This window comes from Sphingomonas sp. AC449, from assembly GCF_979253475.1.
In genome coordinates this window covers 448,385-473,214 of record NZ_CEEDCZ010000003.1, presented here as the reverse complement: position 1 = coordinate 473,214, position 24,830 = coordinate 448,385, and the positions used below count along the sequence as shown (strand labels likewise).

The 24,830-nt window shown below is 66.1% G+C and carries 25 protein-coding genes; 6 read left to right on the top strand and 19 right to left on the bottom strand.

The features are described from left to right. Positions 1-63: 63 nt before the first annotated feature. From AC0CH3_RS08715 to AC0CH3_RS08705, 3 genes are read right to left on the bottom strand one after another with little or no spacing between them, the layout of a single operon-like run. Positions 64-378 (bottom strand): aldehyde dehydrogenase family protein, encoded by a 315-nt coding sequence (locus AC0CH3_RS08715; RefSeq protein ID WP_465237776.1) that lies wholly within the window; start codon positions 376-378, stop codon positions 64-66. Further along, on the bottom strand, positions 375-650 hold the full coding sequence (locus tag AC0CH3_RS08710) for an alpha/beta fold hydrolase (protein WP_465237775.1): 276 nt from the start codon (positions 648-650) through the stop codon (positions 375-377). Before AC0CH3_RS08710 ends, AC0CH3_RS08715 begins: the two co-directional genes overlap by 4 nt. A gap of 9 nt (positions 651-659) precedes the next feature. Next, complete coding sequence (locus tag AC0CH3_RS08705; protein WP_465237774.1) at positions 660-1,193, bottom strand: alpha/beta fold hydrolase; 534 nt, start codon at positions 1,191-1,193, stop codon at positions 660-662. A gap of 203 nt (positions 1,194-1,396) precedes the next feature. On the opposite strand from AC0CH3_RS08705, the gene AC0CH3_RS08700 reads away from it, so the two are divergent. The 3 genes from AC0CH3_RS08700 to AC0CH3_RS08690 all read left to right on the top strand — a co-directional run bounded on the left by AC0CH3_RS08700 (position 1,397) and on the right by AC0CH3_RS08690 (position 4,903). Then, a complete protein-coding gene (locus AC0CH3_RS08700; protein WP_465237773.1) occupies positions 1,397-3,157 on the top strand; it encodes a TonB-dependent receptor in 1,761 nt (586 codons plus the stop codon). A 67-nt stretch (positions 3,158-3,224) separates the two neighbouring features. Beyond that, complete coding sequence (locus tag AC0CH3_RS08695) at positions 3,225-4,466, top strand: MFS transporter (protein WP_354300336.1); 1,242 nt, start codon at positions 3,225-3,227, stop codon at positions 4,464-4,466. A 272-nt stretch (positions 4,467-4,738) separates the two neighbouring features. Then, complete coding sequence (locus AC0CH3_RS08690; protein WP_354300334.1) at positions 4,739-4,903, top strand: hypothetical protein; 165 nt, start codon at positions 4,739-4,741, stop codon at positions 4,901-4,903. A gap of 120 nt (positions 4,904-5,023) precedes the next feature. Here the strand turns inward: AC0CH3_RS08690 and AC0CH3_RS08685 are convergent, their stop codons facing one another. Then, positions 5,024-6,646 carry an FAD-dependent oxidoreductase gene (locus AC0CH3_RS08685; RefSeq protein ID WP_354300332.1) on the bottom strand — a complete coding sequence of 541 codons (1,623 nt, stop codon included), beginning with the start codon at positions 6,644-6,646 and terminating at the stop codon, positions 5,024-5,026. Between the two features lie 159 nt (positions 6,647-6,805). Here AC0CH3_RS08685 and AC0CH3_RS08680 point away from each other — a divergent pair, with 159 nt between their 5' ends. Continuing rightward, positions 6,806-8,389, top strand: coding sequence for a Na+/H+ antiporter (locus AC0CH3_RS08680; protein WP_354300330.1), 1,584 nt, complete (start codon positions 6,806-6,808; stop codon positions 8,387-8,389). A gap of 51 nt (positions 8,390-8,440) precedes the next feature. Here the strand turns inward: AC0CH3_RS08680 and AC0CH3_RS08675 are convergent, their stop codons facing one another. The 3 genes from AC0CH3_RS08675 to AC0CH3_RS08665 all read right to left on the bottom strand — a co-directional run bounded on the left by AC0CH3_RS08675 (position 8,441) and on the right by AC0CH3_RS08665 (position 10,686). Then, a complete protein-coding gene (locus AC0CH3_RS08675) occupies positions 8,441-9,031 on the bottom strand; it encodes an NADPH-dependent FMN reductase (protein WP_354300328.1) in 591 nt (196 codons plus the stop codon). Between the two features lie 71 nt (positions 9,032-9,102). Continuing rightward, positions 9,103-9,930 carry an alpha/beta fold hydrolase gene (locus AC0CH3_RS08670; RefSeq protein WP_354300326.1) on the bottom strand — a complete coding sequence of 276 codons (828 nt, stop codon included), beginning with the start codon at positions 9,928-9,930 and terminating at the stop codon, positions 9,103-9,105. A gap of 57 nt (positions 9,931-9,987) precedes the next feature. Beyond that, entirely contained in the window at positions 9,988-10,686 is a 699-nt protein-coding gene (locus tag AC0CH3_RS08665) for a pirin family protein (protein ID WP_354300324.1), read from the bottom strand. Between the two features lie 99 nt (positions 10,687-10,785). Between AC0CH3_RS08665 and AC0CH3_RS08660 the strand changes: the two genes are divergently transcribed. Next, a complete protein-coding gene (locus AC0CH3_RS08660) occupies positions 10,786-11,700 on the top strand; it encodes a LysR family transcriptional regulator (protein ID WP_354300322.1) in 915 nt (304 codons plus the stop codon). A 118-nt stretch (positions 11,701-11,818) separates the two neighbouring features. After that, positions 11,819-12,139 carry a hypothetical protein gene (locus AC0CH3_RS08655; protein WP_056023848.1) on the top strand — a complete coding sequence of 107 codons (321 nt, stop codon included), beginning with the start codon at positions 11,819-11,821 and terminating at the stop codon, positions 12,137-12,139. 130 nt (positions 12,140-12,269) lie between these two features. Here the strand turns inward: AC0CH3_RS08655 and AC0CH3_RS08650 are convergent, their stop codons facing one another. The 12 genes from AC0CH3_RS08650 to AC0CH3_RS08595 form a co-directional block, all read right to left on the bottom strand. Beyond that, entirely contained in the window at positions 12,270-12,965 is a 696-nt protein-coding gene (locus AC0CH3_RS08650) for a PIG-L deacetylase family protein (protein ID WP_354300319.1), read from the bottom strand. 7 nt (positions 12,966-12,972) lie between these two features. After that, a complete protein-coding gene (locus AC0CH3_RS08645; RefSeq protein ID WP_354300318.1) occupies positions 12,973-14,181 on the bottom strand; it encodes a glycosyltransferase family 4 protein in 1,209 nt (402 codons plus the stop codon). Continuing rightward, positions 14,181-15,011 carry a sugar phosphate isomerase/epimerase family protein gene (locus AC0CH3_RS08640; protein ID WP_354300316.1) on the bottom strand — a complete coding sequence of 277 codons (831 nt, stop codon included), beginning with the start codon at positions 15,009-15,011 and terminating at the stop codon, positions 14,181-14,183. The genes AC0CH3_RS08645 and AC0CH3_RS08640 overlap by 1 nt, the downstream gene beginning before the upstream one ends. Next, positions 15,008-16,528 (bottom strand): YcaO-like family protein, encoded by a 1,521-nt coding sequence (locus tag AC0CH3_RS08635; protein WP_354300314.1) that lies wholly within the window; start codon positions 16,526-16,528, stop codon positions 15,008-15,010. Before AC0CH3_RS08635 ends, AC0CH3_RS08640 begins: the two co-directional genes overlap by 4 nt. After that, on the bottom strand, positions 16,525-17,340 hold the full coding sequence (locus AC0CH3_RS08630) for an MBL fold metallo-hydrolase (protein ID WP_354300312.1): 816 nt from the start codon (positions 17,338-17,340) through the stop codon (positions 16,525-16,527). The genes AC0CH3_RS08635 and AC0CH3_RS08630 overlap by 4 nt, the downstream gene beginning before the upstream one ends. Next, positions 17,331-18,326, bottom strand: coding sequence for a Gfo/Idh/MocA family protein (locus tag AC0CH3_RS08625; RefSeq protein WP_354300311.1), 996 nt, complete (start codon positions 18,324-18,326; stop codon positions 17,331-17,333). Before AC0CH3_RS08625 ends, AC0CH3_RS08630 begins: the two co-directional genes overlap by 10 nt. A 2-nt stretch (positions 18,327-18,328) precedes the next feature. Beyond that, entirely contained in the window at positions 18,329-19,423 is a 1,095-nt protein-coding gene (locus tag AC0CH3_RS08620) for a class I SAM-dependent methyltransferase (protein WP_354300309.1), read from the bottom strand. After that, a complete protein-coding gene (locus tag AC0CH3_RS08615) occupies positions 19,420-20,313 on the bottom strand; it encodes an HD domain-containing protein (protein WP_354300307.1) in 894 nt (297 codons plus the stop codon). The genes AC0CH3_RS08620 and AC0CH3_RS08615 overlap by 4 nt, the downstream gene beginning before the upstream one ends. Continuing rightward, the gene (locus tag AC0CH3_RS08610; protein WP_354300305.1) at positions 20,310-21,488 is read right to left on the bottom strand and encodes an inositol-3-phosphate synthase; all 1,179 of its coding nucleotides are present in this window, start codon (positions 21,486-21,488) and stop codon (positions 20,310-20,312) included. The genes AC0CH3_RS08615 and AC0CH3_RS08610 overlap by 4 nt, the downstream gene beginning before the upstream one ends. 287 nt (positions 21,489-21,775) lie before the next feature. Further along, the gene (locus AC0CH3_RS08605) at positions 21,776-22,378 is read right to left on the bottom strand and encodes a hypothetical protein (RefSeq protein WP_354300303.1); all 603 of its coding nucleotides are present in this window, start codon (positions 22,376-22,378) and stop codon (positions 21,776-21,778) included. A gap of 60 nt (positions 22,379-22,438) precedes the next feature. After that, positions 22,439-23,452 carry a Gfo/Idh/MocA family protein gene (locus AC0CH3_RS08600; protein ID WP_354300301.1) on the bottom strand — a complete coding sequence of 338 codons (1,014 nt, stop codon included), beginning with the start codon at positions 23,450-23,452 and terminating at the stop codon, positions 22,439-22,441. A gap of 284 nt (positions 23,453-23,736) precedes the next feature. Then, positions 23,737-24,759, bottom strand: coding sequence for a potassium channel family protein (locus AC0CH3_RS08595; protein WP_354300299.1), 1,023 nt, complete (start codon positions 24,757-24,759; stop codon positions 23,737-23,739). Positions 24,760-24,830: the final 71 nt, after the last annotated feature.

Below are 24,830 nucleotides of genomic sequence, written 5' to 3'. Positions count from 1 at the left end.
GAAATTGGGTTTCCCCATCGTCGCCTCCTGTCCTCAAAATTAGGACCCGAGGCGTCCAGAAATCTAGGGGCTACTCAGTTCATCAACATGCGCTTCGATCAGGTCTGCGATCGCCCACAATATGCGCGCCCGGTTGACCGGGGTGGTGGTGCGCCAGCCGTCGAAAGCGATGCGGGCGGCGGTTACTGCCTGGTCGACGTCGCCCGCCGAGGCCGAGGCGATGCGGCCGATCTCTTCGCCCGTGGCCGGGTCTAGCGTCGCGAACGTGCGGCCGCCTTCCGCCGACTGCCACATGCCGTCGATCAACAATCCTGCCCCCGTGGCACGGCGTTCGAGGAAGACACGCGTATCGGCGCGAAGTTCGGGGCGGACGATCATGACGGCTTTAGCCGCTCGACGAGCGGATCCCATTCGTGGAGGTTGACGCCGGTGCCGTGCAGCATCAGCACGGGTGGCCCCTTCCCCTCGACCCGGACATGCACGTCGACGCCGTCGATCTTGAGGAACTGCGACGGTGCGCTCGCATAGCGCTCGATCAACGCGGCGCGGTCGCTGGCGAACCACCCGGCACGGGCGGGCACGTACCAGGCGAGCCCGACGAGCAGCAACAGCGCGACGACGCCTGACGCGCCCTTGATCCAGGAGGTCATCAACAATTCCTAACGCGTGGCCGGCGAATGGACGTCGTCCACGAAACGGGAGAGCGCAGCATCGAACGCGACCGGCGTATCGGCGCTGACGGTATGGCCGGCATCGGCAAAGGCGAGCACGCGACCGTGCGAAAGGCTGGCGGCGAGCGTCTTCAGCCCGGCGAACGGCATCGCCGCATCCTTGCCGCCGACCACGAACACCACGGGTAGCGGCAGCTTTCCCGCCATGTCGGCATTGTCGATGCGAAAACCGCGCATCGCTCTGCGGCTATAGACCGGCCAGCTGAACTGCTGCCGCGCCCAGGCCGCGCGGGTCGCAGGCGACGGCGCGCTGCCCGACATGAACGGCACGAGCGCATCGCCGCCAGCCGCGAACCGGTCGAGGTCGCCCGACATCAGGTCCGAGTTGGCCCGCCCGTACGCCGGGTCCGCGCGCACCACCTTGTTCGCGGGAATCAGACCGCCGGTGGTCGACACCATCATCAGTCCCGCGAGCGATCCCGTCCCGTATTTCCTGACATAATCCACGGCGGCATACCGCATTGCGCACCACGCCCAGAACCCACGGCATCGTCACCAGTGCTTCGATGCCCGCGGGCGCGACGACGCCATCGGCATCATTGCCGAGCAGCAGGAAATCGATGCCGGTCGCGTCGATCCCGGCCAGTTTGGCGGTCAGGGCAGGGACGCCGCCCAACGACGGATCCATACATGCGGAAAGTAACATACTGATCCTTCAGACTGTGATGACGTGGTCGCCGATCGCGTGGATTGGCTCGCAGCCGTCCGCGGTAATCACGACCAGGTCTTCGATATGGATGATCTCGGCCTACACCATCACCAACGCCGCCGGGGCGGTGGTCGTGCCCGGCCAGTCCAATTGCACGCTGACCGGTCGCTCGCCCACCCGTGCCGCCGTGTCGAACCCGTTCTTCTGCGGCAAGGCGCCGAAACTCAGCAGCATGACGCCTTCGTCCAACACGACCAACGATTCGGTCATCCAGGACTTCCTGGCCAACCCGAACGGCCGCCTGGTCAATCCGGACGACGGCGTTCAGGGCTATGGTCTGGTGCGACGCTATTATCACATGCATCTGGGTGCCGATTACGAGGTCGGCGATACCGGGGTGACGCTGTCGTCGCTGACCAGCTACAATAACGAACGCTACAGCCAATTGTCCGATCTCGACAATTACGGCGACACGACGATCGTCAACCTGACCCCGGGCGGTCGCAGCTACTTCGACTTTCCCTATCTGGTCGAGCGCGTCAACCGCGATTTCTCGCAGGAGTTGCGCGCCAGCTACGATCAGGGCGGCCCGTTCAAGGCGAGCTTCGGCGGGAGCTATCTGAACAGCTTCTCGCAGGGCGGTCTTGGCGGCGGCAACGGCGCGCTCGGTACGGGTGCCTATGCCTCGGTCGTCAGCGGTGCCACCCGGTCGCGTACCTTCGGCGCGTTCTATGGCCTGTCCTACGCGGTCACCGACAAGCTGACCCTCAATGCCGAGGGTCGCTATCAGATCGACAAGCTGTACGCCTATGCGCAGCCGACCGGATATACCGCGACCACCGATCTGTTCGTTCCCGTGGGCTTCTACGCCGGCGGGTCAAAGCTGCTCAACCAGAACTACAAGAATTTCCTGCCCCGTTTCATCGCCCAGTATCAGGCGACGCCGGCCGTGATGGCCTATGCGTCCTATTCGAAGGGCGTGAACCCGGGTCTCTTCAACACCGCCTTCCTGACCTATAGCGTGGCCCAGCAGAATCTGGCCAGCGCGGCGGGCATCAACGTGGCGGTCTCCCCTGAAAAGGTCACCAACTACGAGATCGGCATCAAGGGCCGCTTCTTCGACAACAGGCTGCGGATGTCGCTGGACGGATACTTCGCGCCGTGGCGCAGCCAGATCAACGCGATCACGATGAACGTCGTCGACACGGTCACCAACACCACGCAGATCATTCGCGGCTCGGCGAATACCGGCGCGGTCGACATGAGCGGCATCGAACTGGACGGCACGTTCAATGCTACCCGAGCGATCGCACTCAACTTCTCGGCGGCGCTGACCGACAGCAAGATCAAGAAGTTTCAGAACGCGACCGTGACCGCCTATTCCGGCATCACAGATTTCAGCGGCAACGAAAATCCGAACACGTCGAAATATGCGGCGACCGCGGGCGGCCAGTACACCGGCGATATCGGCGGGCTCGACCGCGCGTCATGGTTCGGGCGCGTCGATTATTCGTTCAAGTCGGGCATGTGGGCGGACGCCGCAAATCTGGTCAAGACGCGGGTCAGTAACACGATCAACTTGCGGACGGGTGCCAGCCAGAACGGCTTCTCGATCGAAGCGTTCGTCAACAACGTGACCAACAACCGATCGTACACGACGATCGCGGACGCCAGCGTGTTCACCAACAACTTCCGCTACAGCACCTACAATTCCGCGCTGATCGTTGGTCTGCCCGACCTGCGTACCTATGGCCTCCAGATGAAATACAGATTCTGATCGCACCCACGCACAGCCCCGATCGGGCCGTGCGCGGGGCCTTAACGCGGCGGGACGATTGGAGATCATGCGTATTTCTGCCGAAGACCCGGCCGCATCGACCGCAACCTCGCCGTTCGCCTTTCCCGTGTTCCGCGCGGTCTGGTTGGCGAGCACAGCGTCGCATTTCGGCGGACTGATACAGTCGGTCGGTGCCGCCTGGATCATGCTGTCGTTGACGCACAGCGCAAAATACGTCGCGCTCGTGCAGACCGCAGCGGCGCTGCCAATCGTGTTGGTATCGCTGCTGGCGGGCGCGGTGGCGGACAATGGCGACCGCCGCCGTCTGATGCTTGGCGCGCAACTCTTCATGCTGCTGGTCGCTTTGGCATTGGCGATCCTGGGATGGCTCGATGGGCTGACTCCGGCGCTGCTCCTAGGCATGACCTTCCTGCTCGGTTGTGGTGCGGCCTTCCATGCGCCGGCATGGCAGGCTTCGGTCGGCGACCTCGTACCCCGCCCCGTCATTCCCGCCGCGATCGTCGCCAATGGGCTGGGGTTCAACCTGTCGCGGACCGTCGGTCCTGCTGTCGGCGGCGTGATCGTCAGCGCGGGAGGCGCGACGGCGGCGTTTGTCGTCAACGCGATCAGCTTCGTTGGGCTTATCGTCGTCCTGTCGCGGTGGCGGCCAACCGCGCGCAAGCTGCCCGCCCGCCAGAAGATCGGTGCCTCGATGCTCGGCGGTGTCCGGTATGCGGTGGGATCGCGGGCGCTGCGCATAAGCATGATCCGCGCCGGCTTGTTCGGGACCATGTCCAGCGCGATCCTGGCGTTGATGCCGCTCGTCGCGCGCGATCTGGTCGGTGGCGATGCGCGGGTTTTTGGCACACTGCTGGCGATCTTCGGCCTCGGATCGATCCTCGGCTCGTTTGTGAGCCCGTGGTTCCGGCAGTCGCTATCGAACGAGACTAGCGTACGGATCGCATCGATGGGTGTCGCCTGTGGCGCGATCGGCATCGCGGCCGATCTCGGCTTCATCGCGACGGGCGTGGCGCTTCTAGCCGCTGGGGCGGGGACCGTGCTGGCGCTGTCGACCTTCAACGTGGCGGTCCAGATGTCGGCACCGCCCATGATGCTGGCGCGCAGCCTCGCGCTTTACCAGATGGCGACCTTTGCCGGGATCGCGCTGGGTAGCGGAGTCTTCGGGTTGGTGGCGCAGGCATGCGGTGTGTCCGTCGCTCTGATCCTTGCGGCGTTATTTCAAATGCTTTTGACATTGTTCGGCCGCCGATGGCCATTGCAGCATGTCAAGGGGCAAATCATGACGTGAGGAGCGAAAAATTCCGGTTTGCCGAACTGTTGCCAGTCGCTCACGTCCAACGAAATGACGTGCCCTTAATCTGTGAGCATGTTTACATATGACGCGGCGTTCAGTGAAGATATCTTGAGGTGTGGTAGGATTAATAGTCGGCTTGGCAACGATCACACATTACAGTTGTACGCTTTCCCAGTATCTTTGTGCGGAGACGAAGGACGACTACCCGGTACGTGGACTCTATCTCCCCACGGCCGGCAAGCGCGCGGTGCTATCTCAATCCAACGATGAAGCCGCTCGCCAACCCGCATTTGATGGCATTGTCGCCCGGCGCGATCGACCAGGACATCCCGCACATCGCCAACAGGCACCGCGTGCCGACCTATCCGTGGGTGAAGGACCTGCAATATTCGCCCCGGCCGTATAGATCGACGCGCTTCGCTCGAACGTGATCGATGAAGGGCGCCAGGCAATTGGCGCCCCTGACCTATGAGCGGATGTCAGGGGTTGGGGGTGGGGCAGGGCAGCCCGAGCGTCGTGGTCCGCGTCGGAACCGCGGAGACGGCGTCCGGTCAGGAACGATCCAGGCCGCGCACATGCTCCCACACGTTGGAGATGACGACCGATCCCTCTCCTACCGAGGACGCCACGCGTTTCACCGATCCGGCGCGGACGTCGCCGACGGCATAGATGCCTGCGCATGACGTGGTGAAAGGCGACGCCGCGCCAGCCGCTTCGCCGGTGAGCACGAAGCCCTTGCCGTCGAGAGCGACCAGTTCGGAGAGCCAGCCCGTATTGGGTGCCGCACCGACCATCACGAAGACGGCGCAGCTTGCCACAATGCGATCGCCGTCTCCGTTGCGGATCGTCACCGCCTCCAGAGTGTCCCCGCCATGAAGTTCGACGGCATGGGTGCCGTATTCGATGGTAACCGCCGGGTCTGCCTCGAGCCTGCTCCACAGATAGCTCGACATGGACGAGGCCAGGGTGTCGCCGCGCACCAGCAGGCGAACGTGCCGCGCCGTACGACTGAGGAACATCGCAGCCTGCCCGGCCGAATTCCCGCCGCCGATGACCAACACTTCCGTATCGCGGCAGAAGCGCGCCTCATTCTCGGTCGCCGCGTAATAGATGCCCGTGCCCTCGAAGTCGGCGAGGCGTGCGATCGGCAGGCGTCTGTACTGGACCCCGGTTGCAACCACGACAGAGGCGGCGAGAACGCGCCGACCATTGGTGAAGGTCGCACAGAAGGCGCCGTTGTCGAGCTGGTCCAGCGACTCGATCCGCCGGGGCATGACGAAGCGCGTGCCGAATTTCATCGCCTGCACCTCGCCGCGCCACACGAGATCGGCGCCGGAGATGCCGGTGGGAAAGCCCATATAATTCTCGATCCGGCTGGACGTGCCGGCCTGGCCGCCGATCGCGGTCTCGTCGACCACCAGCGCGCGCAACCCTTCGGCGCCTGCATAGACGCCCGCCGAGACGCCGGCGGGGCCGGCCCCGACGATGAGCACGTCGAATGCCTCATCTTCGGGAACGTCCTGATCAAGTCCGAGCAGCCGTGCCACCTTTTCCGGCGTCGGATCGCTCACCACCACGTCGCGGCCGAACACGACGACGGGCTCCAGCGGTGCGGTTCCGCAGCTGTTCGCGACATGCGCGGCCTCGTCGCTGCCGAGCGAATAGGAGCGGTAGGGCAGGCGGTTGCGCGCGGCGAACTCGGCCACGCGTCTGACGGCCTTGTCCTCGTCTTCGCCAACCAGGACCAGCATGCCGTCGCCGGCATCCAGCTGCCGCCGACGGCGTGCCGCCAGCACCGTGATGACGATGTCCGACATTTCCGGTATCGCCGCCATCAGGCGAAGCATCGCGGATCGCGGGACTTCGACCACGGTCGTGTCGCTCGCTGCGCGCATCGGTAGCGACCATGTGCCCCCGGACAGCAGCGAGATCTCGCTCATGAACTGGTTGGGGCCCAGCGTCGAAGGCACCAGTCGATCGCCCGTGAACGGGTTGACGACCTCGATCTCCCCATCCTCGACATACACGAAGCGGTCGGCCGGCGCGCCGATCTCGGCCAGCATCATCCCCTTGGAATAGTGCTTGCGCGTCCCTGCGGCCCGGATCGCGGCAATATGCGCAGGCTGCAGCGGAACCCGCTGCATTTCCCGCAGGTCACGGCCGATCGTTTCCATGAGCGCTTTCCCCTCTGCCCCCCGACATTAGACCGTCGAACGCCGCGACGGCAATCGCGCGGGAACGGCGCAGCCCAAATGCGGGCGCGCCCCGATCGCATTGACGCCGTTCGGGACAGCTTGCAGGACCACCGGGCGGGCAGGAAAAGGGGCGGCTTTGTGCATCCAGCGGCAAACTTCGAGCTGATCATCCTGATGTTCCTGGTGGTGCTGGCGCTTCACTATCTGGCTCGCCGTCTGTCGCTACCGCCGGCAGCCGCGCTGATCGTCGGCGGGTGCGCGGTGGCTTTCGTACCCGGCGTGCAAGGGATCGCGATCGATCCGGAGCTGGTGCTTGTCCTGTTTCTCCCGCCCCTGCTGATGGACGGCGCGTGGTTCACCGCGGTCGCGCCGTTCCGGCGGCACATGGCCGGCATTCTCTCGCTGGCGGTCGGCGCCGTCTTCTTTACCACGGCGGTTGTGGCGATCGTTACCCGATTGCTGATGCCGGGACTGCCCTGGGCCGCCTGCGTCGCGCTGGGCGCGATCCTGTCGCCGCCCGACGCGGTATCCGCCCGCGCCGTGTTGCAGCGGGTGAAACTCCCGCGCAGGCTGACCACGCTGCTCGAGGGCGAAAGCCTGCTGAATGATGCCGCGGGGCTGGTGCTGTTCCGTTTCGCGGTGGCGGCGGTGCTGACCGGCAGCTTCCATATCGGTGCTGCGACCGGAACGTTTTTCGTGCTGGTGGCGGGCGGCATTGCGGTCGGCGCGGCGATCGGCGGGCTCTGGGTGATCCTGCTCCGCCGGCTTGGCGACGATACGCTGATGATCGCAGCGACCGTGCTGGTCTGCTGGAGCGCCTATATCGCGGGCGAATTGCTGCACGTGTCGGGCGTCATTGCCGTCGTCACCGCGGGCCTCGTCTGCGGCTGGTATCAGCATGTCGTCTTCACCGCCCGTGTGCGGATCCGGGCGATGGCATTCTGGCAGGTGCTGGTGTTCCTTCTCGAAGCCACCGTGTTCCTGCTCATCGGCCTGTCGTTGCGGGGGTTGCTGGACCGGGTCGGCGGGCTCGAAATGGTCGTGGACACGATGGCGCGACCCGTGCTGCTCATCGTCCTCGCGGTCGTCGCCGCGCGGTTCGTGTGGATCTTCGCGGTCGACGCCGGCGTCGCCACCGCGCGCCGCATCGGGTGGACCCGACAGCAACCGCTCGGAACGCGGGCGGCGGTGGTGATGAGCTGGGCCGGGATGCGCGGCGTGGTGACGCTCGCGGTCGCGCTCTCGCTGCCCGAGGCGATGCCGGCGCGCGATCTGATGCTCGTCACCGCGTTCGTCGTGATCCTTGTCACCGTCCTGGTGCAGGGCACCTCGCTCGGCTGGGTCATCCGGGCCGTAAAGCCGCATGATGACGGCAGCGCGCGACCGCCGCTCGATCTGCACGCCGCCGAGATGATGCTGTTCCAGGCACAGTTGGCGCTCGTGGAACGCGAGGCGGTGGCGATCGACGGGACGGTCATCCACCCGCAGCTTCTGCGACGCTACCGAACCCGGGCGACGGCAGCGGATGCGTTCGACGGTACGGTGGAGGAGCGAAACGTGGCGATCGCGAGCCATTTCGACGTCATCATCGCCGCAGTCGCGGCCGGCCGCGCCGAGCTGGTTCGCCTGCACCGTGCGGGCCGCATCGATGACGAGACGCTCCACGATCTCGAGCACGATCTCGACCTCGAGGAACTGGCCGCAGCGGCGGCGAAGGGGTGAACGCGCTCGGCTGCTCGGCGCCGCAATGAAGACGCGGGGACGGCGGCCGGATCAATAGGGCGGATCACGTCTCTCGCGCTGGGCGCGGGCGGCCTGGGTCCACCAGCCGAGATCGTCGGCGAAGCGCGGGAAGGCGCGGGTGAGGGCGGCGCCACCGTCGCCCGCCGGTTCTCCGGTCGCATCGAAGGCATGGCCGATCCCACCCACCGCGATCGTGCTCGACACCACCACCATGCCCATCTCGGACAGGATGCCGTGCCATGCGAGACCGGCACGCGCACCGGCGAAACGTCCGGCCGAATAGCTGACGATCGCCGCGGGTCGCCAGTACCATTCCTCGAGGAAATGGTCGGTGAGGTTCTTGAGCCCGGGCTGCACGCCCCAGTTATATTCGCCGGTCACGAAGACGAAGGCGTCGGCCGTCCTGATCTTTTTTGCGAGGGCCTCTAGCGCAGGCGGCGCCTCGCCGCTGGGATGCTCCTTGTACATGCGGTCGAGCATGGGGAGATCGACCGCCTTGGCGTCGATGAGCTCGGCCGATGCACCGCGCTCGGCAAAGGCGCGGACGAGCCACTCGGCGAGGCGAATGCCCTGTCGGTCAGAGCGATAGGAGCCGTAGAAGATCAGAACCCGGTCGGGCATCGCGGCAATTCCTCGTTAAGCGTGTCGTGCAGAAGCACGGAGCGCCCCATCGCTCCGTGCCCTGCCATGGATCAGCCTTCGATGAAGGCCAGCAGATCGGCGTTGATCCGATCGGCGTTGGTAACCGGCATGCCGTGGGGAAAGCCGGGGTAGGAGATGAGCTTGGCGTCCTTCACGATGTCGGCCGACATCTTGCCCGTGGTCGCGAACGGAACCACCTGGTCGTCCTCGCCGTGCAGGACCAGCGTCGGCACGTCGATCGCCTTGAGGTCGTCGGTGAAGTCGGTCTCGGAGAAGGCCTTGATGCCGAGCGTATGCGCAAGCGCCGAGCCCATCATGCCCTGGCGCCACCAGTTGAGCCGCACCGCCTCCTTCACCTGGGCGCCGTCGCGGTTGTACCCGAAGAAGGGGAGCGTGAAGTCGTAATAGAATTGCGAACGGTTCGTGGCCGTCTGCTCGCGCACCATGTCGAATACGTCCATCGGCACGCCGTCCGGGTTGGCGTCGGTCCTGACCATGATCGGTGCGACCGCACTGACCAGCACGGCCTTCTTGACCCGGCCCGGCTTGGCGCGCGCGACATAGCGGGCAACCTCGCCACCGCCGGTCGAGTGACCGACATGAACGGCATCGCGCAGATCGAGCGCGTCGGTCAGCGCGATGACATCGGCGACATAGGTGTCCATGTCGTGACCGCCCGCCGACTGCGTCGAGCGGCCATGGCCGCGGCGATCATGCGCGATGACGCGGTAGCCCTTCTGGACGAAGAACATCATCTGCGCGTCCCAGTCGTCCGAGCTGAGCGGCCAGCCGTGGTGGAACATGACGACGGGTGCATCCGTGTTGCCCCAGTCCTTGTAGAAGATTTCGGTCTCGTCGGCGGTGGTGATGAAGGGCATTCGAGGTCTCCTCGGGCTTGGTTTGGTACGCGGCACGCTACGGGTCGTACGTGACAATCAGGCGGCGTCGACGAGGACGATCTCTGAGTCCTCGATGGCGGTCACGCGCAACACGGCCTCGTCGGCGATCGCGGCGCCGTCTCGCGCCTCCAGGCGGGTGCCGTTGACCTCGATCGTGCCCATCGCCGGCACGAGATAGCCGTGGCGGTTAGCGCCGAGCGGATATTCGGCGGTTTCGCCGGCCTTCAGCGTGGCGGCGACGATGCGGGCATCGGTGCGGATCGGCAGGGCGTCGCCATCGTCTGCAAAGCCACTCGCCAGCGTGACGAACTGGCCCGACCGGTCGCCCTTGGGAAACGGCTTGGCGCCCCATGACGGCGCTTCACCGCGCGTCTTCGGTTCGATCCAGATCTGGAAGATGCGGGTGGTGCCCGGCTCCCTGTTATATTCGGAGTGGCGGACGCCCGACCCCGCACTCATGACCTGCACATCGCCCGCCTCGGTGCGGCCGACATTGCCGAGCGAGTCCTGATGCGTGATCGCACCTTCGCGGACATAGGTGATGATCTCCATATCGTTGTGCGGATGCGGGGGGAAACCGGTCCCGGCCGCGATCGTATCATCGTTCCACACGCGAATCCCACCCCACCCCATCCGCGCTGGATCATGGTAGCTCGCAAACGAGAAATGATGCTTGGCATCGAGCCAGCCATGGTTGGCACCACCAAGGCTGTCGAAGGGGCGACGGTCGATCATGTCCGGTCTCCTGGGGAGCGCTGCTGCTCCGATGACCTGAAGATGCGCCATGATCGGGCTTGACGAAACGGCAAGATTGGCATTTCAATCTTGCCGAAAATGACGAAGCGCCTTCCCGATCTCGAAGCCTGGGCGATCTTCGCCACGGTCGCCAAACATGGCTCCTTCTCGCGTGCAGCACGCGAGATGGGCATGTCCGATCCCACCGTCTCGAAGGCGATCGCGCGACTTGAGGCGCGCCTGGGCCTGACGCTGATTGCACGGACGTCGCGGCGCGTTGCGCTTACCGATGCCGGCCGCGCGGCGTTGGCGCGGGCATCGCGCATCCTGAGCGAGGGCGAGGCCGTAGAGGACGAGGCTGGCGAGCAATCCACCGTGCCCCGCGGACGCGTGCGGATCAGCGCGCCCTTGTCGTTCGGCATCGCGTATCTCGGTGCGGTGCTGCCGGCCTTCCTGCAGGCCTATCCTGAAATTACCGTCGATTTCGCGCTGAGTGACCGCAAGGTCGATCTGGTGTCGGAAGGGTTCGACCTCGCGCTCAGGATCGCAAGCCTGAACGATTCCTCGCTGCTGTCGCGGCGGCTCTGCACGGTCCGGTTGCTGCTGGTAGCGTCGCCCGACTATCTCGATCGCCATGGCATGCCGACGCACCCCGCCGAGCTGAGCCGGTATTGCGCGCTGGCCTATACGGGTGGTGCGTCGAGGGTGTGGCGCTTCACGCATCCGACGTTCGGGGAGGAGGCGATCGAACCGCCGGTGCGCGTCTGGACCGACAATGCCGATCTGCTTAATCCGGCGCTCGTTGCGGGGCAGGGGCTTGCGATCCAGCCCGAGTTCCTGGTCTGGCGCGAACTGCGCGACGGTAAATTGAAGGTCGCGATGCCGGAATGGTCGGTGACCCCGTTGGGGCTACACCTTGTCATGCCGCCGAGCCCGCTGCGACCACTTCGGGTTCAGGTGCTTATTAATTATCTGGCCCGTGAATTGGCAAATGCGCCGTGGGACGGCGCGTAGGCCGGGGAAATCGCACCTGTCGCCGTCCGTTCAGCCGGATGGATGCATGGCTGAGCAGAGCTAGGTCGAAAATCGCGAGCCGGTGCCTTGGCAGCGTTGGCATGCTAGGGGCTCAGAAATGTCAAAGTCTCGAAGCAATGCCGGTACCGTCGATGTCGATGGGGTAACATATGACTGGCACCTCCAGCGCGAACCCTATCCGTCGGACGACGGGGGGTGGAAGGGGATGACGATTTCCCTCCTCCAGCGCGATGCCAAGCGCGAAGCGCTGATGGAATTCCCGGCGCCCAAGCGGCTGTTGAAGGGGTTGCCGCATGGTCGGCTACAGCTCGACGACGCGATGATATCACGGTGCGTCCGCGCCGCTGTGGCGGCCGGCTGGGAGCCGATGTCGCGCGGCAAGCCCGTCGTCTTTATGGTCGACGCCGAAGGTAATTGACCACCCGGGGCGGATCCGAACCGAGGCCGACGTCGGCTTCGATCCGCTGAACTTGAATGCTGAACGTGCGGCCGAGGTTGCGAAGCGGCCTGCGGTATTTACGTGTCCGGCAGCGTGGGTGGCTGACGGATCAGGTCATGTGCAGCGTGTAAAAGCGTTCCTCGATGATCCGTTCGGTTCGCTCGGACATGGCTTCGAGACCACCGAACTGGAAGCCGAGTTGCGACTTGTAGGCCGCGCACGCGGCGATGCGCCGTGCCCGTGTTTCTGGCGTCAGATATTCGATCAGCGTCGGCACGGCAGCGACCCGGGTCTCGCGATCGGCATAGGGCCAGTCCTCCCACAACACCACGGCATGATCGGCACAGGACCGCCGCATCGCGTCGAGCACGACGTGATGGTCGACATGGCTGCCGAGGCACAATGGCCCCAGCACGAGATCTGGCCGTTCCGCCGCGAGCACCTCGCCCAGCGCCGTTGCAACCGCGTCGACGACCCGGTCGTCTCGCAGTCGTTCGGCGAACAGCATCTTGGCCGAGGCATAGCCGCGGTGCGGCGCCTCGAGGAACGGCAGATGGATCGCGCGCGCACCGAGTGCCCGGCACGCAGCGCGATCCTCGTCACGGCGCAGCGCCATATAATCGATCTCTGCGCCGAGACCCTTGTCGAGCTGACAGGCGAGCGCGAACCCGGTTGGCTGCGCGACGTTGCCGGTGAAGCACGTCGCAACGGTGACGTCCCAGCCCTGGTCGACTCGCGACGCCAGCAGTCCGCCTGCGGAGAAGGCCGCATCGTCCAGATGCGGCGATATCGCGAGCAGTTTCATTGATCGCTCACAACAGATGCGGTTCGCTGCGGAAGCGGCAGGGGGTCATCGGCAGGGTCGTATCAAAACCGGTTTGCGGATGCCCCCTCAGGTCGCGGTAGATGTCGACGATCTGCTGCCCGACCGCGTCCCAGCTATAGACGCGTCGGCATTCTTCCAGCGCCGCGGTCGCCAGACGCGTGCGCAGGCTGGTATCGGTGATGATGCGGGTCAGCGAGGCCGCGAGCGCAGGCACGTCGCCGGGATCGGTCAGCATGCCGTTCTCGTCGTCGCGGACGCAATCGACTACGCCCACGGCGTGGCACGAGACGACCGCAAGGCCGCACGCCATCGCCTCAAGGATGGTGTTCGAGAACCCCTCGGCGTAGGTCGGCGATACGAACACGTCATGCGCGCGGTACAGTTCCGGCACCGCGTCATAGTCGGCATAGCCGCTGAAGGTCACACGGTCGGTAAGCTGTAGCTCTGTCGCAAGCGCCTGCGCGGGGTCGACGTCAGGACCGATGCCGGAGATGGTCGCGTGCCAGTCGCCGCGCACGGCCGGCAGCGCCTGGAGGAAGTCGAGCACGCCTTTGCGGCGGTCGACGCGGCCGTGGTAGAGCAAGCGGACCGGACCTTCGGGCGCGGTCATCACCGCCGGCGTGAAATGGTCGGTATCGACTGCTCCCGGAACGATCGTGAACCGGTCGAGCGGGGTGCCGAGCCGGTCATGGACTTCGCCTGCGAAACTGGCGCCGCCGATCAGCAGCGCGCCGGCATGGTCGAGCACCCGCACCATCGCGAGCCGGTGCGTCTCGCAGCACGAGCCGACCCAATGCCCGTCGCCGCCCTGGATCGACACGACGCAGGGCAGGCCGAGACGCTGGGCGGCGATCATCGTCGCCCAGCCGGTCGGATAGCCATATTGCGCGTGCAGCAGGTCGAACGGATGAAGCGAATGCTCGCGCGCAATCGCCTCGACCATCGCATCGATATCGCGTTCGAAGTCGCCGCCGTCCTGTTCGCCGAGCGCTTCGAGGCCGACGACGCGCACCCCCGGCACCGGGGGCGGGGGGCCGCCACCATAGACGCGGGCGCGTGCGGGATCGCCGTAATATTGGCTGATCATCGTCACGTCATGGCCCGCTGCGACGAGCTGGCGCAGCAGATTGATCGCGTAGATCGACATCCCCGAGATCGCGGGAAAAAAGCGGCGCGAGACGAAGCAGATCCGCATCAGGACAGCGCCGCGCGGAGATAGGCGATCGACTCCGGAATGGCCTGATGCGCACGCGGGCTCTCGCGCGATAGCTCGACGCAGACGAGATTGTCGAAGCCGATCGACTCGAGCGCGGTGAGTATGGCGGGGATGTCCATGTCGCCCTGTCCGAACGGCAGATGCGTGTGATCGCCGCGACGCATGTCCTCGACCGCGACGGTCCCGAGGCGGTCGGCATAGGCGCGCACCGCAGCGTCGGGTGCGATATCCTGTGTGACGAGACAATGGCCGGTGTCGAGCGCGAGACGCAGGTCCGAATGGCGGAGCGCGAGGCGCGCATAGTCTTCCACCGTCTCGATCAGCATGCCGGGCTCGGGTTCGAGGCTGACCGGGATGCCGGTCCGTGCCGCGTGCTCGACGACCTTGCCGAGCCCCGAGTTGAGCCATTCGAGCGCATCGTGCCGGGCGACACCGGGTTTCGGAACACCGGCCCAGAACGACACCGTCTCGGCATTCAGGATCGCGGCGACCTCGAGCGCGCGGGCGAGGAACGCGACCCGCCGCTCACGCCCTGCGGGGTCCGCCGTGACCAGCGTCGGTTCATGCTTGTCGCGCGGGTCGAGCAGATAGCGCGCGCCGGTCTCGATCACCGATCCCAGGCCGAGCGACCGGAGCAGCGCGCCGACGCGCTCCGCCTCGCGCGCCCAATCGTCGGCAAAGGGATCGAGGTGGTGATGGTCCAGCGTCAGCGCGACGCCGTCATATCCCGCGTCCGCGATCAGGTGCAGCGCATCGTCGAGGCGGTGGTTAGCCGCCCCGTTGGTGTTGTAGGCGAAGCGCAGCGTCATCGTGTCGCCTCCGTCTCGAGGCTCTGTTCGGACCAGGCGACGTGATGCGCTTCGGGCTCGCGGTAGAGCGGATAGAGCGGGCCGACGATCTCGTCCGCCAGCGCGGTATCGAAGAAGGGCTGGCCGCCCAGCCGCGCGATCGCTTCGTCCGTCAGGCGCACAGGCCGGCGCGTCGCGCTTGCCTCGCCGCCGAAACTGACCAGCGGGCTATCGAGCGCGACGAGTTTGGCGACGTTGCGTTCGCCGATCCGGTAATAGCTCATCGTCTCGACTTCCATGCCCGGCACGATCACCTTCACGACCGCGACGCTGGAATCCGCGGGGGACATGTCGACGTAGAGGATGTCGAACCCGGCGGTCTCGACCGCCTCTCGCGCCAATTGGCCGCGCGCGCGGGCATCGGGGACGTCGGCGCGGGGCAGGTCGGCAAAGGCATGGCGGCTGCGCTCGGCGAGCATCGTCCCGGCGAGCCAGTCCCGCAGGGTCGCGGCGTCGACAAGGGTCCAGCGCTGCATCTCCGTGAAGGCGCGGCTGTCGCTCGATTTCGCGGCACCGCCGGCCTGCGCCATGAACCGGTCGATATAGCCGCGCGGCGCGATCGTCTCGGCAAGCGCCATCGGGCCGTGCGCGAACGCCTTGCGCGCGCGGCTGGCGGCGTATTCGGCGATCGCCTTGGCCAAGGCCTGCACGGCGTCGGGATGCGCCGCCTCGCCGCACGCCGTCGCCATGATCGGCACCGCGGGCTCGCGCGCATCGACCCCGACGCAATAGACGTTGGCGAGGCCGAACTCGTCGGTCGCGAATTTGGGGATCACGCGGACGTCGGCGGCCGCGAACCGGTTGACCAGGTCGCCGATCTCGGCGGGCAGGGATTCGGGCAGGTCGATCGCGACGCCGCGGTCGAGCGCGCGGAACAGCAACCCGTTGCCGTCGCGCTGGAGGATCTCGCACAGTCCGTGGCCGATCGCCCAGTCGAGGTCCGGCCCCGCGCCCATCCCGTTGGAGATGATCGTCGTGAAGGGCACGTAGCCGGGCGCCAGTTCCTTGGCGGAATAGGCGGCGAGGTCGATCGGCACGAGGACGCTCGAGCCGTCCGCCCACCGCCGGGCCTCGACCCAGTCGAGCGGCGTCTGGCGGCCGACCGGGGACCCAGCGGGCAGGCACAGCGTCAGCGGATCGGTGATCCCACGTTCGCCGCGTTCGCGGACGAGGTCGGCATAGCTGCCATGCGTCTTGCCACGCGCAGACAAGGTCAGCGTCGGCCAGACCATCTCGGCGATCTCGCCCAGCGCGCCGAGGATCGCGGCCTCGTCGGTCGCGCCATAGCCGACGCCGTAGGGCATGATGCCGTCGAGGTCGGTGGTCTCCGGGAACAGCGCGACCACCCACACCGGGATGCCGACACGGTCGATGCCGTCGATCGGGAACGCGACGATGTCGCCGGCGGGAAACGCGTCGAGATACAGTTGGCAGGCCGCGTCCAACTGTTCGGGCAGGCCAGTGATAGTGCGGGTCATAGCGGAATCCTCTTCACGCCCGGCTCACGGGCCAGCGCCTCGTCGAGCACGGCGACGGCGACATCGCGGCCGACTTCGGGGGCATATTCGAACGGAGTCAGGACGGCATCAAACGCCAGCGGCGCGATCACCGCGCGGTAATGACGGATCTCGCCATGCGTCAGCGGGATGTCCTTGTGGAACGCCTTGTGACTGGAGATCGCGTGGCTGACACCCGCTTCGTCCTGGTCGATCTTGAACATGTCACCGCAGAACAGGCGCTTGCCGACTGCGTCATGGAGTGCTGCCTGCCCCTCGTAATGTCCGCCGACGTGATGCAGCGTATAGCCCGGCGCGATCTCCAGCACGTCGTCATAGGGCGTCGTGACGCGGAACGCCTTGGTCATGCCGAGGTCGTCCTTGTGGATCGCGAGCATCTCGGGCGCGCAGTCGCGCTGGAGCTGGAACAGCGCGCCATAGCCATGCGCGTGACTGGCGGCGAGGTACCGGATGCCGCCGAGCCGCGCGATCTGGTCGAGCATCGCGGGTGAGTAATAGGGGGCGGCCTCGAAGGCGATGTTGCCGCCCTCGCGCACGATCAGCCAGCCGGTGCCGCCGAGCCCGAGATGCGGCGTCGTGGTGAACGCCCAGAGATCGTCGGCAACCTGTCGCCAGCTGCCGTCATGGCTTGCCGCAACGTCCTGCTCCGGAAGGAAGCGCCAGCCGTCCTCGGGCAGGTCGTTGCGCGTATCGTTGCAGACCGGGCAATCGGCGGGCGCGAAGTGTCGCTGCCAGAAGCCGCAATGTGCGCAGGCATACCAGCTCAGAGGCATGATCGCGCCTCGCTATAGGCGGCGTCGAATAGGCGCATCAGCGACAGGTCCCGGTCAATGGAGAAATCATGCGCGTCACCGCGGACGGCGGCGGCGAACGCGGCGGCCTGCGCGGCAAAGGGCGACAGCGCGGCGTCGAAGGGCAGGGCGGTCTCATCCCCGGTGCGCGCGCAACGCCGGATCACGGTGCCGCCCGCGGTCTGGCCCATCGTGTCGGTCGCGACCAGCAGCCCGTCCTCGCCGAGGATCTCGAGCCGGCGGCGGGGCAGCACCTCGGGGCAGTTATACGCGACATGGCTCTGGACCAGGATGCCGCCTGCGGTGCGCCCCGCCAGGATGCCGCCATCGTCGACCGGATAGTCGTGGATGCGCCGTTGCAGGTCGATGTGCAGACGGACGAGCGGTTCGTCGACGAGCATTGCCGCCAGATCGAGGCCGTGGAGCGCAAGGTCGATGACCGCGCCGCCGCCGGCGGCGGCCGGATCGGCGCGCCAGTTGCACCCGCCATCGCCAGCGGTCGGCGACCAGCTTGGGTTGACCCAACAGGCGTAGACGATGCGCACCGCGATCGGTCGGCCGATCGCCCCGTCGCCGATCGCCTGCGCCATCGCGCGATGTGCGGGGTGATGGCGCTGATCGAACGCGGTGCCGTAGAGATGTCCCGCGACGGCTGATCCGATCGCCTCGGCATCGTCCAGCGTCGCGGCGATCGGCTTCTCGCAGAGCACCGGAACGCCCGCCGCGACCGCTGCGCGGACCGGGTCGGCATGGAGGTTGTTGGGCGTGGCGACGTAGAGGCAGTCGAGCGCGGCATCCGCCAGCATCGCCTCGGCGGTATCATAAGCGAGGATGCCGCCCGACATCGCGCTGGCCTGCGCCATCGGCGAGGGGTCGGCGATCGCGACCACGGTTCCGCCTGATGCCGCGATCCCCGGCGCCATATAATCGCGCGCGACCCAGCCGAAGCCGACGATGCCCCAACGCATGCTCACCACCGCGCCGGCAGGTCGAGGACGCGGCGGTGCCGTGCCGCATCGCCGGTATTCGACAGCCATGTCGCCGCTGCGCCATATTCCGCGCGGTAGCGGTCGGAGGGCCAGCGCGGACCGGTATCACCGAGCAACGGATTGGGCACCAGCACCGCCTCGGCAACCGGCATCGCCAGCCCGCCCGTCAGCGGCCGTGGCGCATCGCCGTCCGGCTCGACGATCGACCAGGCCTCGATTGCGGGATCGTCGGACCATCGGGTCGGGGCGGGTGCATCGCCCGCCAGCAGCGCACGCCGCAGTTCGCGCTCGTCATAGACGCCGGCATCGGGGAACAAGGCCGCCCATTCGGCGCTGGCACGTGCCGGTCCCATCGCCCCGCCTGCGACGGCGGCATTGTGGATATGGCTGACGGCGAGCACGCCGCCGGGGGCGACGGCCTCGCGCAACAGGTCGGCGACGCGGGGCTGATCGGGCAGGAAATAAAAGGCGTCGTGACACGCGACCAGATCGAAGCGCTGCGCCGCGACCGGCCACTTTGCCGCGGCGTCGAACACGACATAGTCTGCGGCAGGTGCCACCCAATGCTTGGCGAGCCAGCATTTCGAGAACACCACGTCCGCGCCGACACACGCGACGCCGCGCGCCGACAGTTCGCGGAGATAATGGCCGATCCCGCAGGCGAGCTCGAATGCGGTATCCGGTTGCCGCCAGTGAGCCTCGACCAGCGCGAGGCCGGCGAGATAAGTCGGATCGCTCCAGCGATGCGCGAAATAGTCCGCCACCGGTCCCATCCGGAGCAACGCCATCGCCGCGCGCAGCGACAGTGTGTCGCGCTCGCGCACCAGCTGCTTCAGCTCGCCGAGATCGGTTGCGGGGCCGGTCCACCACGCATCCTGGTCGGTCAGCAGCGCGACGAGCGCATCGTCCGGGCAGCCCGCGTCGAGATGGTCGAGCGCCACCGCTACCAGACCCTCGCTGTCGGTCCGCAGATACGGGATCCCGTCGACCACCGGCCAGCGCTCGCCCGGGGCGGCGAGCGAATGCGGCGTATCCGCGACCAGCGGCCGTCCGGAAAGCGGCGAGCAATAGGTCACAACAGGCCGACGTCGCTCAGCACGCGGTCGTGGAACGTCTTGACCGGTCCGGCATGGACGAGCTCATAGGTGTGGAGGACGCTGTCCATCGTTGCCGACGCGGCGCGGAGATGCTGTTCGATCTCCAGCACCCGATCGAGCACGTCGGCGGCATGGAACGCGCGCGCCGCCGGGGTGGCATCGCCGGCGATCGGCGCGATCGCGGTGCGGACCTGCGCCGCGATCGCCGGATCGAGCATTGCCATTGCCTGTTCGCGCGCGGCGCTGATCACGCGATCGAGCAGGTCGCCGAGCAGCACCTCGCCGGTAAACCCCGCATCGGGCATCGCGGCATTGTGGAAATGATGCGCCATCGACGCGAGGAACACCTCCGCCGGATCCGCACCATAGCCGGGCGCCGCGAGCACGCCGTACACCGCGACGATAAGGCAATGCTCGGCATGGTTCTCGGGTGGCTGGAGCAACAGGCGCGGCCGACCGGGGCAGGTGACGCCCGCGCGCGGCTGCGTCGCGAGCTGCGGCACGAACCGCGGCACCGGCCCGGCCGCGGGTGCACCCTCCGGCAGTGCATCGCGCAGCTCGGCGGCGAGCGCCGGGTCGAGCAGCACTGCCACCTCGTCGAACGCGCGTTCGAGCACCGCGCCCGCTTCGCCGTCGGAAAGTCCAAGCTCGGCCAGCGTCGCGCGGTCGAGATCGCCCAGCCGTGCCGCGGCGAGCGCGGCGGCGACCGTGCTGCGCATCACCGCCGCCGGAGCCTCGCCCGCCGCCAGCGCGGCCCAGCCACGCGCGAACAACCGCTCCGCAATCGATCCTTCGCGCTCCGCCGAGCGGATCCGCTTCAGGTCGCCGATTTCGCGCAACAGCGGCAGATACGCTGCGTCAAAACTCACCGGCGGTCGAGCCAGGTGTCGAGGATCAGCTGCTGCTCGCCGAACGCGTGGATCGGCTCGCCGCCATCGGCGGTCTGCGGCATCTTGAAGAAGATCCCCATCTGGTCCTGCACGCCGCCGTCGCCGCGCGTCTGCGCGAGGGCCAGGCAACGCGCGATCTCGATCGCAAGCGGCGCGGCAAGCACCGAGTCCTTGCACAGGAAGTTCAGCTTCAGCTGCATCTTCTGGCCAAGGAAGCCGGTCAGGTCGATATTGTCCCACGCTTCCTTGTTGTCGCCGCGCGGCTTGTAATAATGGATCATGATGATGTGATCCTCGACCGGATAGCCGAGGATCTGGTCGAGCACCGACTTCTTGGTATCGACCTTCGAGGCGAGGCTCTTGGGATCGTCGAGCGCGAGGCCGTCCGAATTGCCCAGGATGTTGGTCGAGAACCAGCCGTCGACGTGCAGCGCGCGGTCCCGCAGCGCGGGCGCGATCACGGTCTTCAGCAGCGTCTGCCCGGTCTTGCCGTCCTTGCCGGCGATCGGCACGCCGCGCTGGCTGGCCAGCTCGGCGAGCGGGGCGACGTCGGCGGCGACCGACGGCGTGAAATTGGCATAGGGCGTGTCGCTCGCGATCGCGGCATAGGCGTAGAGCATCGCCGGGCTGATCGCCGCGTCGTCGCTGTCGAGACCGCGCTCGAACCCCTCGACGCTGGTCAGCGCGTCCGCACCGAGATCGGCCTTGCGTTCGGTCGAGGCGAGATTGATCATCACCACCCGGTCGAGATTCTGCTCGCTCTTGAAGCGCGCGAGATCGTCCTGGATATGCTTGACCGCCGCACGATGGCCGGGCGCGGCGATCTTGTTGGCGCCGTCGATGTTCGCACAGAAGTCGGTCGATCCGACGGCGGGCCAGGGCCGCATGTCGGAAAGGCTGGCGGCCCCGTTGGCGAGATCGCTCTCGGTAAGCACGCCGTGCTTCAGCGCGGCGGTCGCGAGGTCGTCATGGCTGAGGTCCCAGCCGCCGAAATGCAGGTCGCGGTATGCCGCCATGCCCTCGACGTCGCGGCTGGCGAGCGGCAGGCCCGACAGGTCGTTCGACCCCGCGCGGATCATCGCGATACCCGCCGCAGCGGTGGTGGCCACCGCGCCATTCAGTCCGATCACCGCGATCCCGACCCGTTCGCCCATAACTACGTCCTCTCAAAACAGAGGCCGGGGCTAGCCAACCGATGGGCAAAGTCCACAAATGTCTGTGAAAACGGCTGTTAAAGTGTTCTTAAGGTTACATATGTTGCCACTTTAGGCGGGGCTGCGATAGTCGCTCCCGGCGGCCACGCCGGCCCGCGCGCTTTGGTGGCATCATCACCTGCGCGATCGGCTATCCGTCAGATCCAAGACGGTCTTGATTTGGGGCAGCGGCGCAAAGCGGTCGGCCACGGCTGGCGCCCAAGGGCGGACTCTCTAAACAGTCCTGTTCAGCGGAAACAGTGAATCAAGGCCTCGGCTGGCCGGGCATCATCTGTCTTGCAAACAGGCTGAGTGGTGATGGCCACTTTCGAGAACAGCGCGATCACGGATCGCTTGGCGTCGTCGAAGGACTCCATTCGCGGGAGGCATTGGCTTGCCGCCGCGGTCTGCACCCGACCCTCGATACTCGCTTCAAAAGCGGCCGTATCGCCGTGGCAGCCATAAACGCCTTCAGGGGGTTTCCCGATACTGTTCAGGTCGTATTTGGGCGTCGCGAACACGGCTTTATCGAGCGCCATAAGATCCTTCCAAACCGAGGCGTCAAGCGGATGCCGCTCCGAAGGTTTATCCTGCCACGTGAGGAGGAGCGTCACCGAACCGTCGCTCTGCCGCTCGATTTCCATCACGGGCGGATGGCCTGGAATCCAGACCGAGACGAGCAAGCGCCGAACATTCCGTCCTTTTTTCGCAGCCTCCTCAATTGGCATGAGCCCTGCTTCGATGAACCGTTCGCGGTGATAGGTCGCATTGTCCGCTATCACTCGCCGGAACGTGAGTTCGGACACGTCCTGGCCAACCGTCGCAATCAAGAGCAGTGTCGCTAGCAGCATAGGGTATCCTACCCTGTCCGACTGCCGAAGCAATGTCGGCTGTGCGCCGATTTTCCCCGTTCACGATGCAAGTTTCACCGTCTGCCCGATCGCGGCAGACCGCCGAGCCGCCTCGAGGATACGGGCCACGATCACCGCGTTCGCGAGCGATGAGGGATCGAGATCGGGTACCATCATTTCCCCTCGAACCACGGCCGCAAGGAAAGAGAACGGATCTTTATAAGATGGCTCGCGGACCGGAAGCGGACGATCGCGTGTTTCTCCCCTCCTGCGCACCATGAGTGTCTGGCTATCGGGGGTCATAAGGAGGGCTTTTTCGCCGAAGAGCTGGATGTCCTTGCGGTGATCCGGCCAGTTCCACGATGCCTCGATGACCGCAGTGGCCGTGGGATACGTCAACACGATCGTCGCCTCATCGTCGACCCGTGCATATACAGGATCGCTTTTCAGCTTCTGCGTCACCGCGGTCACGCTGATCGGAGGGCGTCCGCCCATGAGCCAGGTCATGAGGTTCGCGCCGTAGCATCCAAAGTCGACAATCGCACCGCCGCCATTCGCCGCTGGATCGACCAGCCACGACAGGAACTCAGGCTGTACGCCAATTTCCTTCGGGCCATAATGACCATCTCGGAACACGACCTTGCGGATGGCACCCGCAACGCCTGCGGTGATCGCCGTATGAAGCGCTGAACGACTTGGGTACCAGCTGGTCTCGTAATTGGTGAGCAGGTGGATGCGGTGACGGCGGGCAAGCGCTGCCATCGCCTCCGCTTCCGCGACGTCGAACGCCAGCGGTTTCTCCACCATGACGTGCAGCTTCCGCGGTGCGGCGGCCTCGACCACCGCCCGATGTTCCGCAACGGACCCGAATGCGAGGACCGCGTCAGGCTTTGTCCCGTCCAGCATCGGTGCGAGCCGATCATGCACCAGCGCCGGATCTATCCCGAACTCCCGGACATACCGGGCCGAGACCGCACGATCGGGCTCGTAAATGCCGACCACCTGTACGGCGCCCTGCGCGAGATCGCCGAAAAGACCGGCGACATGGCCGTGGGTCAGCCGAGCGACAGCCACGCGTAACGGGGGTTTTCCCGCCTGACGCGGTGTTGACGAGGCTGACGCCATGGACGTGCCAAGAGCCGAGCCACCAACCGCGGCAGCAAGGAGCAGCGAACGTCGATTGATTGCGTGCGTCAAAATGCCCTCGGAAAACCACCAGGTTCGTATCCCTTAGCGGATACCGGTAATCGATACACCCGGCTCCGAGACCAACGATATCTGTGCGCGTACTTCCGGACCTTGCGGTGGCGCTCTGCCGGTCAGTATCGCAAGGACGCGGACGGATTTCGGGCCGCGGTTCAGCGGCGTGGGACGACCTCGACGATGATATCGCCCGCCTCCAGACTCGACGCTTCAGGCTCCCAGAAGCAGAAATCCTGATGCCCGCGATAGATGCGGTGACCGAGACCGGTGGTGATATCGGCCAGCGGCTTGCCGACTTCCTCGGCAGAGACTTTGCGTTCTCGGAGGACGACACGCCCGCCGGACGCAGCGAGATCGGCCATGTATTCGGCGGTATGCGCGCCGTGCGTCGAGCCGGCGAGCAGAAGACCGGCAAAGCTGGCGGGGTTGATGACCACGTTGGCGCCTGCCTGATGCGCGATCGCTTCATTGTCCTCCGACCGGATCACCACGCTGATCGGCAGATCGGGCGCGATCCGCCGCGCCGTCAGCACGATGAGGATCGAGGTATCGTCGCGGCCGGCGGAGACGATGAGCGCTCGGGCGTTCGAGAGACGGGCCGCCTCGAGCGCGGCGTTGCGCGTGGCGTTGCCGTCCATCACCGTCGTACCGCAACTCTCCGCTTCGCGTAACGCCGACGCGCGCTCGTCAACGACCACAATCATGGCTGGATCGGCACCACGACGGATCAGCTCGCTTACCGCCTCGGACCCGCTTGTACCGAAACCGGCGACCACGACATGGCCTTCGAGGTGTCGCTGGATTACCGACATACGCCATTTCTCCCAGACGCCTTTAAGCAGGAAATCATACGCGGTTCCCAGAAAGATGAGCCATACGAACAGCCGGATCGGTGTCACGACGAAGGTATCGAACATCCGCGCCTGCTGCGTCACGGGCACGATGTCGCCGTAGCCGACCGTCGTCACGGTAATCATCGTGAAATACAGGATGTCGGCGAACGTCACGGGCTCGCCCGAGTTCTGCCGAAGGCCATCGCGATCGAACCAATGGACCGCGAGCGCGATGCCGATCAGCGCGAGCGCAACCAGCGCCCGCCAGGACAAGGCCAGCCACGCCGGGGTTCGGCTCTGGCGTCGCAGGCGATAGTGTACGATGTCTGCATCGTTCGTGGTCATGCCATCTCATGCATCGCTGCGCAGCCGGTGTGAAGCGCCGGTTCGTCCAGCATCGCCGCATGGAGATGGGG

Coding starts and splice junctions, on each gene's coding strand:
- AC0CH3_RS08715 (WP_465237776.1), bottom strand. CDS start 378: ATGATCGTCCGCCCCGAACTTCGCGCCGATACGCGTGTCTTCCTCGAA.
- AC0CH3_RS08660 (WP_354300322.1), top strand. CDS start 10,786: ATGACGAAGCGCCTTCCCGATCTCGAAGCCTGGGCGATCTTCGCCACG.
- AC0CH3_RS08690 (WP_354300334.1), top strand. CDS start 4,739: ATGAAGCCGCTCGCCAACCCGCATTTGATGGCATTGTCGCCCGGCGCG.
- AC0CH3_RS08700 (WP_465237773.1), top strand. CDS start 1,397: ATGACGTGGTCGCCGATCGCGTGGATTGGCTCGCAGCCGTCCGCGGTA.
- AC0CH3_RS08695 (WP_354300336.1), top strand. CDS start 3,225: ATGCGTATTTCTGCCGAAGACCCGGCCGCATCGACCGCAACCTCGCCG.
- AC0CH3_RS08670 (WP_354300326.1), bottom strand. CDS start 9,930: ATGCCCTTCATCACCACCGCCGACGAGACCGAAATCTTCTACAAGGAC.
- AC0CH3_RS08675 (WP_354300328.1), bottom strand. CDS start 9,031: ATGCCCGACCGGGTTCTGATCTTCTACGGCTCCTATCGCTCTGACCGA.
- AC0CH3_RS08645 (WP_354300318.1), bottom strand. CDS start 14,181: ATGCGGATCTGCTTCGTCTCGCGCCGCTTTTTTCCCGCGATCTCGGGG.
- AC0CH3_RS08610 (WP_354300305.1), bottom strand. CDS start 21,488: ATGGGCGAACGGGTCGGGATCGCGGTGATCGGACTGAATGGCGCGGTG.
- AC0CH3_RS08650 (WP_354300319.1), bottom strand. CDS start 12,965: ATGAAACTGCTCGCGATATCGCCGCATCTGGACGATGCGGCCTTCTCC.
- AC0CH3_RS08595 (WP_354300299.1), bottom strand. CDS start 24,759: ATGACCACGAACGATGCAGACATCGTACACTATCGCCTGCGACGCCAG.
- AC0CH3_RS08685 (WP_354300332.1), bottom strand. CDS start 6,646: ATGGAAACGATCGGCCGTGACCTGCGGGAAATGCAGCGGGTTCCGCTG.
- AC0CH3_RS08630 (WP_354300312.1), bottom strand. CDS start 17,340: ATGCCTCTGAGCTGGTATGCCTGCGCACATTGCGGCTTCTGGCAGCGA.
- AC0CH3_RS08710 (WP_465237775.1), bottom strand. CDS start 650: ATGACCTCCTGGATCAAGGGCGCGTCAGGCGTCGTCGCGCTGTTGCTG.
- AC0CH3_RS08605 (WP_354300303.1), bottom strand. CDS start 22,378: ATGCTGCTAGCGACACTGCTCTTGATTGCGACGGTTGGCCAGGACGTG.
- AC0CH3_RS08705 (WP_465237774.1), bottom strand. CDS start 1,193: ATGCGGTATGCCGCCGTGGATTATGTCAGGAAATACGGGACGGGATCG.
- AC0CH3_RS08625 (WP_354300311.1), bottom strand. CDS start 18,326: ATGCGTTGGGGCATCGTCGGCTTCGGCTGGGTCGCGCGCGATTATATG.
- AC0CH3_RS08635 (WP_354300314.1), bottom strand. CDS start 16,528: ATGACCCGCACTATCACTGGCCTGCCCGAACAGTTGGACGCGGCCTGC.
- AC0CH3_RS08655 (WP_056023848.1), top strand. CDS start 11,819: ATGTCAAAGTCTCGAAGCAATGCCGGTACCGTCGATGTCGATGGGGTA.
- AC0CH3_RS08665 (WP_354300324.1), bottom strand. CDS start 10,686: ATGATCGACCGTCGCCCCTTCGACAGCCTTGGTGGTGCCAACCATGGC.
- AC0CH3_RS08640 (WP_354300316.1), bottom strand. CDS start 15,011: ATGACGCTGCGCTTCGCCTACAACACCAACGGGGCGGCTAACCACCGC.